The organism is Parvimonas sp. M20, assembly GCF_035282425.1.
GTDB lineage: Bacteria > Bacillota > Clostridia > Tissierellales > Peptoniphilaceae > Parvimonas.
Map to the genome: position 1 here is coordinate 1 of NZ_JAYKBQ010000006.1, position 12,601 is coordinate 12,601.

The window sequence follows — 12,601 nt, forward strand, 5'->3', positions numbered from 1 at the left end:
AATATTATTCATAAAAGAGAGTTCCTTTCTAGTTAATTTTTTTGTTTTAATAATTATACAGGATATTCTCTTTTTTTTGTACCCTTGGTCTCACATCAATTGTATCATAACATTTTGACGATGCAATTAAGGCAATACAGGATAAAGGCATAAAATTAATTAAAATAAGAGAGCATATAAATGCGTCTGAACAGATGTATCAAAGACTATTTGCTGAGTAGGTGAATGTTATGAATACTTTGATATTAGAATGTAAAAAATTTATAAGAAGTAGAATATTTGTAGTAATTTTGGGAGTTGTACTTATATTGTTAGCTTCTTTATTTTATAAAAATTATTTAAACTATCAACAAGTAGATGTGGATAAAAAACATGAATTACTTATGATTAGGGAAAAAATATCATCGATTTTATATCCGAGTGATATGAAATCTCCTTGTATATATTCTGGTGATAAAGATAAAATGGATTTGTTAAAGTAATCTCTTGATATAGCTGAAAATACTGTAAAACTTAGATATAGTGGAAATGAAAGAGGCTTTATGGAGAGTGCAATTGTGATGTACGAAAAAATTATTGAGATGCATGAAAACGGGATAAATTTTTCTATGTCAAAAAGTTATACACAACACGAAAAAGAAAGGCTATCAGAAGTAATTAAAGTAAATGGAACTTATCAATATGAAGAAGCCCCATTGGATGGTGTTTTACTTGAATATAATAATATAAAATATATTCTAGCCGTGATTTTTTTGATGACTCTGTCTTACTTCTTTATAACTACCTATTTAGATTTTTACTATCATAAGGGGTTTTTGTTTACTCTTCCGATGAAAAAGACGAGTTTTATAGTTTCAAAGGCAATTATTTCTTTTATTATTAATATTGTATTAATAATAAGTCAGTTTGGATTAAGTTTAGTTTTTTCATACTTTTGGAAGTGGAAAATTGATTTTGATTATCCTGTTTTTCACGAGTTGGCAGGTGGATTTTTACCTGTAAAAAAGGCTTTACTTAATTATATTGAAATAGAAATTGCAGTATGTTTTATTGCATTGCTTATTTCTACTGTTTTGTATAGTTTATATATTAAAATAAAAAAATAAATTTTTTTACTGTGAAATAGTTTGAAAATCATTTTACAGTATTTTTTGTACTTATAAATTTAAGTTGATAAATATTAACTTTAATAAAAATTATGTATTTTATAGGGAAATTTTTATAGATTTATATTCTTAAAGTGTTTTATTTTATTAAAAACTATGATATAATTATGTTGGAGTTTGTAAACGATTTAATTATAATTATAAATTTATTTTTAAAGGAGTGATAAAATGTCAGCACCTACTATAAAAGATGTAGCTAAATTAGCAGGAGTTTCAATCTCTACTGTTTCAAGAGTTATGAATGAATCAAAACCTGTTAGTCCAGAATCAAGAAGAAAAGTTTTAGATGCAATAAAAAAATTGGATTTCAAGCCTAATGAATTGGCAAGAAGTCTTGTAATGAGAAAATCAAATATGATTGGGGTAATTGTGAAAGATATTGGTATTTCTTATATGGCTCAAATCATTAGAGGAATTGAAGAAATCGGTAGAATGTACAATTACGATATTTTACTTTCTAGTACGTATGGAGATATTGAAGTAGAGCATAAGATTATCGAATTTATGTGCACTAAACAAGTTGAAGGTATAATTATGATTAGTGAAAAGATTAATCCTGAAATCTTGTTTAAGTTGAAAAGTAAAAAAATTCCTTTTGTTAGACTTGATAAATTTTACGAATATACAGATGAACATACTGTAAGTATTGATTATAAATCAACTTGTAACAAAATGACAAATTATCTTGTAGATGAAGGTCATGAAAGTATCGTTTTTATAAGTGAAGATGTTACAAGTAGAATTGGTAGAGAAAAACTTGCAGGATTTAATGAAGCTATTGCACAAAGAAAAGTAAAATCAGCACTTATAAATGCAAAAGATATAACAGTTCAAGCAGGGTATGATATGGGAAAAGAAATTTTCAAACTTATCAATGAAAATAAATCAACTGTTGTTTTTGCAAGTGAAGATGCTTTGGCTATCGGATTTATAAGTTATTGTTACGATAATGGTCTTAAAGTTCCACAAGACATTTCAGTTGCAGGGTTTGGAGATGATTTAATTGCTTCAATTTACAGACCTGCACTTACAACCATAGAAGAGCCATATTATGATATGGGAGCAATTTCTATGAGAAAGTTGATTAAGGAACTTAGAAATGAAGAAAAATTAAAAGATGTTACAATCTTACCTTCAAGAATAATTGAAAGAGGTTCGGTTGCAACATTTACTAAGAAAAAAAAGTAAAAAAATTTTAAAAATGCTCTTCTTTTTGAAGAGCTTTTTTTGAAATGAGAGAAGGTGATTTAATGGGGATATATTGGGCTGTCCGAGATGGCTTTAAAAAGGCAAAAACCAGATTTTTATTTGGTCTTATTTTTGATATTTTAAGTAGTTGGATTTTAATTTATATAATATTTTTAGTTGGAAATGTTGTAGATTTATTTAAAAGTCCAAATTTTGAAGCTATAAAAGTTTATAAATATGTGGGCTTAATGATATTTTTAGGAGTAGTTAACTTTTTTAGTTTTATGACTTTTTCATATGTAGCTTATGGCTCGGGTGCAAAACTAAAAATGTATTATAAAGATATAATCTTTAGAAAAATCTTAAAAAAATCTCCCGATTTTTTTCAAAAAAATACTGCAGGGGATATAATTGGACTTGCAGATAATGAAACTAAATATATATATGATTATTTTACTTTTGGAATTTTAATGGCATGTGATTCTATTATTATGCCTATGATATGTGCAATTTACTTAGTATTTTTTATCTCTTGGAAACTTACAATTGCAGTTATGTTTCCTTTCGTTTTTACAGCCATTATTACGAATAGTATAAGTAAAAAGATTGGGAAAGCGAATGAAAAAATGAATTTGACTTTTGGAAAATCAAGTCAAGAAATTTTAGAAATAATTGAGGGAATAAAACTTATAAAAAGTTATGTAAATGAGGAAATTAGGCAAAATCATATTTCCAAAGTAATTAAATATTATTTTGAGTTGGCATATATTGAAGCAAATCTTTGGGTAATGTCTTTCTTTTCCAATACTTTTATCAGAACAATTTCTATGGTAATTGGACTTTTTTATGGGGCAATTTTGGTAAGAAATGGAAGTATGTCAGTTGGGAAATTGGTGGCATTTTTTGGACTTGGAGAAATTTTAACTTGGTCTTTTTGGGGACTTGGAGATTGTATAAATACTTATAAAAGGGCTTTGGTTTCGATAAATAGAATAAATCTTTTGCTTGATGATAAGACGGAAATAGAAAATGGAGCTAAGATTTTAGAAGATTTTTCCAATATGGAATTTAAAAATTTTTCTTTTAGTTACCCCGAAGAAAAAGCAGTTTCACTTAAAGATATTAGCTTTAAGTTAAATAAGGGGGAAACTTTAGGAATAGTTGGAAAAAGTGGAAGTGGAAAGAGTACATTAGTTAAACAGATTTTACGATTTTATAATTTTGATAAAAATAGAATCTTTATAAATGATATTCCTTATGAAAACTATGACATTACATCAGTAAGAAATAAATTCGGATATGTAAGTCAAGAGAATATTTTACTTTCTAAAACTGTCAGAGAAAATATTTTATTTGGAAGTATTGCAGAAAATGACGAAAAAATTGTAAATGTTATAAAAAAGGCAGATTTTTATAAAGATATACAAAATTTAGAAAAAGGACTTGATACAGTTGTTGGAGAACGTGGACTTGGACTTTCTGGAGGACAAAAGCAAAGAATTTCTCTGGCAAGAGCTTTATATCGAGATCCTGAAATTCTGATTTTAGATGATTCTTTTTCTGCCATTGATGCTAATACTGAAAGTAAAATTGTAAATTCTCTTAAAGAAAATAGAAAAAATAGAACAAATATAATTATTTCTCATAGAATTTCTGCAGTTGAACATTCTGATTTGATTTTAGTTATGGACAATGGAGAAATAATCGACAGAGGCACTCACGAAGAACTTATTTCAAGAGATTCTTGGTATAAGGAACAATTTGAGTATCAAAGTTTGGATAAGGAGGAAGAAGATGAAAACTAGTAAGATGAAATTTTTAACTTCCTACCTTTTAGAAGAAAAACTTTTACTTTTTACAGGATCAATATGTACTGTATTTAGAGTTTTTCTAGATGTATATTTGCCAATTGTAGTTTCTTCAATTATAGATTCAGATTTAGTCAATATGGAAAACTTTTATCCGTTTTTGATTCAAAAAATATTGTTATATTTTGGCTTAAATTTGATCGTTTCAGGATTGTTTATTGCAATTAGATTTTCTTTTAATAAACTAGCTTGTAATATTGCATATAAAATTCAATTTAATTTAATTAAACGTATGCAAAACTTTAAAATGCAATATTTTGACAGCTCTTATGCAGGAGATTTGGTTTCAAGATTTACAACAGACACAAATACAATTAAAGAGTTATACCAAACTCTCTTAAATGAGCTTTTAGCTTTCGTTCTTAACTTGTTTGTTATGCTTATAGTTATGTTTTATATCAGTCCGTATTTATTCTTAATTGTTTTGATTTACTTGCCTATGATGTATGTTGTAACAAAATATTATGGACAAAAACTTACAATAGTTACTAAGACTATAAGAAAACATGAGGGGATTACAAGCTCAATTTATAATGAAACAATTAAATCATTACCTGTAATTCAAGTTTATGGAAATGAAGATTTGATGATTGAATCTTTTGAAAGAGAAAATGAAGAGGTTCAAAAGAATTATATAAAAAGAACTATATTAAATGCTTTATTCTCTTGGAATTTAATTGATTTTGTTATGATTTTTACAAATGCTATGATAATCTTAGTCTTTACAATTTTAAAGATTAATGGTTTGGGATTAAGTGTAGGTATTTTGTATGTTTTAATTGAGTATAATAAAAGAATTTTAAAACTTTTTATGAATTTCTTATCACAAATAAATAGATATAAAACAGCACTTGTTTCTTGCGACAGAATAATTAAAATTTTTGAAATAGAAGAAGAAAAAACTACGGACAGAGCAATTGAACTTGAAGGAAATATCGAATTTAAAAACGTAGGATTTGAATACAAAGAAAATGTTCCAGTTTTAAAGGATGTTAATTTTAAACTTGACAAAGGAAAATCTATTGCGTTTGTAGGAGCTACCGGAAGTGGAAAGTCAACTATAATGAATTTGATTTTAGGATTTTATGAAAATCAAAAAGGAGATATTCTACTTGACGGGCAAAATATAAAAACATTAAGCAAAGCTTCTTATAGAAAACAAATGGCTGTAGTTCTTCAAGACCCATATATTTTCACAGGAAGCATAAGAGATAATATCACACTTAAAGATGAAAGTATAACTGAAAGTGAAGTTTTAGATGCAATTGTAAAAGTTGGTGGTAAAAATCTTTTACAAAAAAGAGATAATAATTTAGATTATGAACTGGCAATAAGTGGTTCGGATTTATCTCTTGGAGAAAAACAAATCATTTGCTTTGCAAGAGCCATCGTAAGAAATCCAAAAGTTTTAATATTAGATGAAGCAACTGCAAACATCGATACTGAAACGGAAAAAATAATTAATTATGGAATTGAAGTATTAAAACAGGGTAGAAGTACGATGATTATTGCACATAGATTGTCCACTGTAAAAAATTGTGATACAATAGTTATGATAGAAAATGGAAAAGTTTTAGAAACAGGTACACATGACGAGCTTATTGCTTTGAATGGAAAATATAAAACTTGGTACGAAATTCAATCTGCAAAAGGGGACAATAATGAAGCAAGAGTATTATGATTTATATGATATAGTTATTAAAGATATAAATACTGAAGGATATTTTGTTTATTCAAAAAGGGCTAAAAAACTTATTAAAGAAAAAACAAATATGACCGTTGATCAACAAAAAAGAGCATTTCAATTTTTTGAACTTATGGGATATTTTAATCAACACGATAAATTCCCGAAGATTTATATAAGGAGTAAAAAATTAAAGGGTGGTTGTTAATTCAAAAGGGCTGTAAAAAACAGCTCTTTTTTGTTGGGGAAGATATAGTAAAAAACATAAATGGTATTTTATAAATAGAAAAGACGAAATTTTTTACGTTATAATACTTATCAAAGAAAAATCCAGAACACTTCATTTAGGGCAAAATAAGTGAAGTGAATCTAGCCCTAACTTAGATTATTTACTTGTAAATAATCAATAGTAGGTCTGACGCAAAGATTGTCCAAATCTTGATTTGGGTACAATCGACTGCGGAAATCTCATACTTTTGCTTTAGCAAAAGTAAATGTATCGAAGATACATACAAAAATTATTTTAGAATTTCTTTCATAAATACTATTTCTTGTTATTAGCAAAAATAAGTAAAAACTTTTCTAAATAGTTAATTTTGTAATAATCATTTACATAAATTTAATTCTACATAATGGAGCTTTATGAGATCTCTCCGCTTCGTTTCGCTTTGCTCAACTTCGGTCGAGATGACGGATAAAGAAGTACCTTTGTTAGATAGCTTACCGTTAAATGCAAATCAGCTTTCGATTAATATAAAAATTATAAAAAAATTCACGTCATAAAACTTATCAAAAAAAGCTCCCAACGCTTAATCTGGGGCAAAATAAGTGAAGTGAATCTAGCCCTAACTTAGATTATTTACTTGTAAATAATCAATAGTAGGTCTGACGCAAAGATTGTCCAAATCTTGATTTGGATACAATCGACTGCGGAAATCTCATACTTTTGCTTTAGCAAAAGTAAATGTATCGAAGATACATACTAAAATTATTATAGAGTTTCTTTCATAAATACTATTTTTTGTAAACAAGCAATAGTCGAGAAATTTCCTAAATCCCCTGATTTTTTGCAACAAAAAAAGCAGATTGCTCTGCTTTTTACTAGTCAATATTATATCTTTTCTTGAATTTTTCAATTCTACCACCTTTTTCAACAAATCTTTGACGACCTGTGTAGAATGGATGTGAGTCAGAACTGATTTCAATTTTAACTAATGGATAAGTGTTACCATCTTCCATTTCTATTGTTTCATTTGAAGTTTTTGTTGAACCACAGATGAATTTATATCCACTTGTTGTATCCATAAAAACTACTTTATTATATTCTGGATGTATTCCTTTTTTCATTGTATTCACCTCACTTAAATATTGTAAATTAATCACTTCGCATATTATACCATATCATAAAATATAAATCAAGTAGTTTCATCGAATAAATTAAAAAAATATCTATCTATGATTGCAAAATATTTTTATAAATGTTATTCTAATAGTACATTTTTTAAATGGAATATAGAATTACGTAATGGAGAAAATAATGGAGGATAAATCAACTAGGTATTTAAGTATTTTTATTATATGCTTATTATTTGTGGAATATATTATATATGATTTTAAAAGTAGTAATTCAGAATATAATTTGATTTTTTTACTTTTATATGTTTTTTTTATAAATATTAGAACTTACCAAGTACAAAATTTAAATTATAAAAAATATAGTTTGGTTATAGATTTTATATTTTTTATATTTATGTCTGTTTATAAATTAGAAAGTTTTTATATATTAATTATAAGTTTAATTTTTCAATTATATAGATATTTAGAAATTAAATTGGCATTAATTATTAATTTTTTCGTTTATATTATTTTAGTTTCTATAAAGTTAGAGGGTATTAGTAATTTAGAAATATATTTAATATTTTATCTGATAGTAAATATTTTTATAGTAGCTTATTTTTACATTAATAGAAAAGTTGTTTCTTTGGAATATGAGAAAAAGGTTTTTGAAAGTAAATATAATGATTTAGCTTTAAAAATGCAGGAATTAAAGAAAAATCAAATAGATTTATTAGGAGAGAGTAAGACAAAAGAGAGAAATCGAATAGCCAGAGATTTACATGATTCGGTGGGTCATTTATTGTCAACTTTATCTATTCAGTTAACAGCTTTAGAAAAAATTACGAAGAGCAGAGATTTGGAAATAAGTGAAAATATTGGAGAACTAAAAGTTTTTACACAAGACGGGCTTAGAGAAGTAAGAAAAATTATTCATGATATGAAAGGTGAAAATAAAAATAGTTGGAAAGATGATATTGAAAAACTGATAAATAATTCAGGGATAAAAGTTAATTTTATAGTTAATGAAGAAACTTGGACATTAAATGAAAGACAAGAACAAGCTATTTATAGAATTATTCAAGAATTTATAACGAATAGTCAAAAGTATGCAAATACAAATAAGATTAATTTAAGTTTAATTTTTTCTGAGGATTCCCTTGTCTTAAGTATGAAAGACTTTGGAAAGGGTTGTGATGATTTTGAAGAAAAAGGCGGTTTGCTTTCAATTAGAGAAAGAGTAAATGAATTACATGGAGAAATGAATGTAGAATCTGTAAAAAATAAAGGATTTTATTTACAGGTTTATATTCCGAGGGTTATATAATGGAAAAAATAAAATTAGTAATAGTAGATGATGAAAAATTAATAAGAAGTGGATTGAAGATGATGCTTGAGGGTTATGACAATTTAGAAATAGTGGCTCAAGCAAAAGATGGAAAAGAGGGCTATGAATTAGTCAAAGAATATAAGGCGGATATGGTATTGATGGATATTAGAATGCCTGAATATAGTGGACTTGATGGGATTAGATTTATAAAAAATGCTGGATTGGAAACTAAAATTTTAGTTTTAACAACTTTTAGAGATGTTGATTATATTGTAGAAGCTATGAACTTAGGAGCATCGGGATATTTGTTAAAGGATTCTTCGGATAAAGAAATATATGATGCTATAAATTTAGCTTATTCAGGAAAGGTAATTTTAGATTCAGAAATATCAAATTTGCTTTTAATTAATCAAGAGAAGAGTACTTTTGAAAAAAATTTAGATATTAATTTGACAGAAAGAGAAAAAGATTATATAAAACTGGTTTCAAAAGGATATAATAATAAAGAAATATCCAATATATTATTTTTATCAGAAGGAACTGTTAAAAATAATATAAGTGCAATCTTATTAAAATTAAATCTTAGAGATAGAACTCAACTTGCGATTTTTGGTCATGAGCATGGCATTAAATAGTTTTTATTTAAAACAGTTATTAATTAGAAATAATTAGTAACTGTTTTTTAGTGACTAAAGTAATGGTAAAAAGTTACTTTATGTATTAGAATTTTGAGTTTGAAAAGTTTATAATAATTATACAATATTTAAGAAATGAGGATAAAATTATGGCATATATTGAAGTAAAAAATTTATTTAAATCATATAATGAAAATAGAGTGTTAAAAGATTTGAGTTTCGACATAGAAAAAGGAGAAATTTTTGGACTTATAGGACCAAATGGAGCGGGAAAGACTACTTTAATAGATATAATGACAGGATTAATTAAAGCAGATTCCGGAGAAGTTTTTATAGATGGTCTTTCAGTAAAAAAAGATATTGTTAAGATAAAGAGTAAACTTGGCGTAGTTCCTCAAGATTTAGCGCTAATGGAAAATATAAGTGCAAAAGATAATTTAATTTATTTTGGTTCTCTATACGGATTAACTGGAAAATTATTAAAAGAAAGAGTAAATGAAGCATTAATTATGACAGGTCTTTCTGATAGAAGTAAGGAAAAAGTTAAAAACTTTTCAGGTGGTATGAAGAGAAGATTAAATATAGCAGCAGCTATTTTGCATAAACCGGAGATATTAATTTTAGATGAACCAACTGTCGGGGTAGATCCTCAATCTAGAAATTTTGTATTTGATTTTTTGAAAAGAATGAATCAAGAAGGAACAACTATTCTATATATCTCCCATTATATGGAGGAAATTGAAATTTTATGTAATCAAATTTTATTAATGGATTTAGGCGTAGAGGTAGCTTCAGGAAGCAAAAATCAAATTAAGTCAATGGTTTCTCATAATTCCAAAGTTAATGTTCTTTTCGATAGACTACCAAATGAATTAATTGATAATATTAATGTCAAGGTAAACGGCGTAATTAATGCTGAAATTAAAGATAAGGAATTGATTTTAACAATATCTAATAATGATTTTTCTATGATGAGATTAATTCAAGAGATTGAAAAAACAGATTCTATTATAAAATCAGTTTCAGTTGATGAGATTACTTTAGAAGAAACTTTTATACAACTAACTGGAAAAAGCCTTAGAGATTAGGAGGAAGAAATGAATTTTAAAAAATATTTTATAGCAAATCAAAGAGTTAATTTTTCTCAAATGGGCTTGTTATTAATATCTATTTTGTTTTTGCCGTTATTATTAAGTTTGTTTTTAGGATATACTGCTGGAAATAAATTTAATCCTAGTGTACATGCTCTAAAAATTAAAACTGAAGTTGTAATTGAGGAAGAAGGTTTTATAAAAGAAAATTTGGATACTTATTTTAAAAATTTAGAAGAAGGAAAAGTTTTGAAATTAGTAGAAAAGGGGAAATCAGATTTTTCAATTAAGATTCCAAAAGGATTTTTTGAGTCTATAAAAAATGGAGATAATTCTAAAAAATTACAAATAAAAAGAGAAAAAAATACAGCAGCAGTAGAATTTGAAATTATTAAAGCTATTTGCAATTCTTTGATTAAAAATGATTTAAAAATAAAAAATTACAGTGAATTATTGGCTAATAACAACAAAGATAAAAATTTAGCCGGTGAGCTAATAAAAGAAATAGAAAGTAAGTCTATTGTTGATTATAAAGAAAATATACACAATGGAGAAAATGCTTTAACAGGAACTCAATACTATTCTGTAATTGGTTTATCTTTTTTGTTTATGACAATTTTAAGTTCTATTATAAATACTAAAAAGAAAGAACTTAGTGCTATAAACAAAAGGTTATCATTAATTCCAATTTCTACCATTAAGAGAGAGTTATATTCGTTTTTTGATAATTATATTTCATTTTTTGGAATATCTATTATTTATATAGTTTTGTTTAAATTAATAGATAGTTCTAATTTTTCTGGAAATATACTATTATTTGCTTTATTAAATATGGTATTGTTATTTTTAGTTATGTCGGTAGCTCAATTTATAGCTACTATAATAAAAGAAGAATATATATCTCTAGTAGGAAGTTTGTTTAATATGCTCCCAATTTTATTATCAGGTATGATACCTTTTGAAAGAATATTTGGGGAAAATAGTATTCTCACAAAATTAATTTATCACAATTATTATAAAGATTATTTTATAAATCCATATATCAATTTAATAAAAGGAAAATCTATTTCTGAACACATTGTTGGTTTTGCAACAATAGTTTTTATATCTCTTGTATTTTTAGCGTTATCCTTGAATATAAGTAAGAAGAGAGAGGAGTATTAGAATGAATTTTTTTAAATTATTAATTGCACAGATAAATAGAATTCTAAGAACTAAGGAAGTTATTGTTAGTATGGTAGCTTTTACTTTTATTGGAATGGCTTTTGTATTCCTTTATAATTCTCCGATTAAAAAATCTGATAATAATATAAGTGAAACACATACTAACAAAGCTATAGTTTGGGGGGAAAATAATGAGGCTTTAAAAAGTTCATTGATTGAAAAAAATTACAAACCTTCTTTTGAAACTAGTTTAGATAAAGCAAAAGATAGATTGGACACTGGAGATATTTCAATTATATATGAAATACCTGATTCTTATGTGCAAAAATTAGTTAAAGGTCAAAAAGAGGAAATAAAAATATATGTAAGAAAGGCTAATAATAGATCACAGCTTTTTGAAACGGAATTTTCTGAAGTTGTAAATAAAGAAGTAGAAAAAGAAACATTAAAAAGTAATGGAATCTATGAAGAAAATAAATTAAAATTAGACTATGTTAATTATTTTGATTTACAAGAAAACGAAAAAAATACCTCATTTTCTTCTTTAACAATAATGAATTTGATGATAATATATATATTGCTTAATACATCATCAGTATCAGGAGATTTATCGCTTAGTAGGGAAAATAAAATGATAAAAAGAATGTTGTTATCACCAAATAAGTCTTTATCAATAACAAGTTCATTTTTACTTAGCCACTTTTTAGTACTATCTACTTTAAATATATTAGTGATTCTAATGTATAAGAAAATATATGGATTTAATCAAACAGAACTTGTTTCCTTTATAATTTCAATTTTATTGATGACATTATTTACAATATCACTCGGTATTTCTATTTTTAGAATTTTTAAAAATAAAATATTCTTAGGAATAGCAGGGGTTGTTATACCAATGTTAATAATTGGAATGACATTAGCAGGTGATGTAATGGAAAATGCTATTGTAAAGAAAATATCATATTTATCTCCACTTACATGGGTTTTTGAAATAATAACTAAACAAGTTTTGTTTCCAAATATTTTTATAGTAATTTTAATGTCCTTAGTACTTTTAACTATGGGAAGCTATAGATTAGAAAAATATGTAAAAAATTAAATTTTTAATAGGAATGTTATTGTAAAATAATGTTCCTATTT

General features: G+C 25.8%; 12 protein-coding genes. 11 read left to right on the plus strand and 1 reads right to left on the minus strand.

Annotated elements, in window-relative coordinates; translation table 11 throughout:
- Positions 1-230 precede the first annotated feature (230 nt).
- From VJI93_RS03975 to VJI93_RS04000, 6 genes are all read left to right on the plus strand, one after another.
- Positions 231-482, plus strand: a complete 252-nt coding sequence (locus VJI93_RS03975; protein ID WP_323999646.1) for a hypothetical protein — start codon at positions 231-233, stop codon at positions 480-482.
- A gap of 60 nt (positions 483-542) precedes the next feature.
- Complete coding sequence (locus tag VJI93_RS03980; RefSeq protein ID WP_323999649.1) at positions 543-1,106, plus strand: hypothetical protein; 564 nt, start codon at positions 543-545, stop codon at positions 1,104-1,106.
- 228 nt (positions 1,107-1,334) lie between these two features.
- Positions 1,335-2,354 carry a LacI family DNA-binding transcriptional regulator gene (locus tag VJI93_RS03985; RefSeq protein ID WP_323999652.1) on the plus strand — a complete coding sequence of 340 codons (1,020 nt, stop codon included), beginning with the start codon at positions 1,335-1,337 and terminating at the stop codon, positions 2,352-2,354.
- A gap of 44 nt (positions 2,355-2,398) precedes the next feature.
- On the plus strand, positions 2,399-4,159 hold the full coding sequence (locus VJI93_RS03990; RefSeq protein WP_324009209.1) for an ABC transporter ATP-binding protein: 1,761 nt from the start codon (positions 2,399-2,401) through the stop codon (positions 4,157-4,159).
- Positions 4,149-5,903 (plus strand): ABC transporter ATP-binding protein, encoded by a 1,755-nt coding sequence (locus tag VJI93_RS03995; RefSeq protein WP_323999656.1) that lies wholly within the window; start codon positions 4,149-4,151, stop codon positions 5,901-5,903. Before VJI93_RS03990 ends, VJI93_RS03995 begins: the two co-directional genes overlap by 11 nt.
- On the plus strand, positions 5,884-6,114 hold the full coding sequence (locus tag VJI93_RS04000) for a hypothetical protein (protein WP_323999658.1): 231 nt from the start codon (positions 5,884-5,886) through the stop codon (positions 6,112-6,114). Before VJI93_RS03995 ends, VJI93_RS04000 begins: the two co-directional genes overlap by 20 nt.
- A gap of 893 nt (positions 6,115-7,007) precedes the next feature.
- Here the strand turns inward: VJI93_RS04000 and VJI93_RS04005 are convergent.
- Positions 7,008-7,253 carry a type B 50S ribosomal protein L31 gene (locus VJI93_RS04005; protein WP_323999660.1) on the minus strand — a complete coding sequence of 82 codons (246 nt, stop codon included), beginning with the start codon at positions 7,251-7,253 and terminating at the stop codon, positions 7,008-7,010.
- A 190-nt stretch (positions 7,254-7,443) separates the two neighbouring features.
- Here VJI93_RS04005 and VJI93_RS04010 point away from each other — a divergent pair, with 190 nt between their 5' ends.
- The 5 genes from VJI93_RS04010 to VJI93_RS04030 all read left to right on the plus strand — a co-directional run bounded on the left by VJI93_RS04010 (position 7,444) and on the right by VJI93_RS04030 (position 12,560).
- Positions 7,444-8,568 (plus strand): sensor histidine kinase, encoded by a 1,125-nt coding sequence (locus VJI93_RS04010; protein WP_323999662.1) that lies wholly within the window; start codon positions 7,444-7,446, stop codon positions 8,566-8,568.
- Complete coding sequence (locus VJI93_RS04015; protein WP_323999663.1) at positions 8,568-9,206, plus strand: response regulator transcription factor; 639 nt, start codon at positions 8,568-8,570, stop codon at positions 9,204-9,206. The genes VJI93_RS04010 and VJI93_RS04015 overlap by 1 nt, the downstream gene beginning before the upstream one ends.
- 149 nt (positions 9,207-9,355) lie before the next feature.
- A complete protein-coding gene (locus tag VJI93_RS04020) occupies positions 9,356-10,294 on the plus strand; it encodes an ABC transporter ATP-binding protein (RefSeq protein ID WP_323999664.1) in 939 nt (312 codons plus the stop codon).
- Positions 10,295-10,303: 9 nt separating this feature from the next.
- A complete protein-coding gene (locus VJI93_RS04025) occupies positions 10,304-11,461 on the plus strand; it encodes an ABC transporter permease (protein WP_323999665.1) in 1,158 nt (385 codons plus the stop codon).
- A gap of 1 nt (position 11,462) precedes the next feature.
- Positions 11,463-12,560 (plus strand): ABC transporter permease, encoded by a 1,098-nt coding sequence (locus VJI93_RS04030; RefSeq protein ID WP_323999667.1) that lies wholly within the window; start codon positions 11,463-11,465, stop codon positions 12,558-12,560.
- Positions 12,561-12,601: the final 41 nt, after the last annotated feature.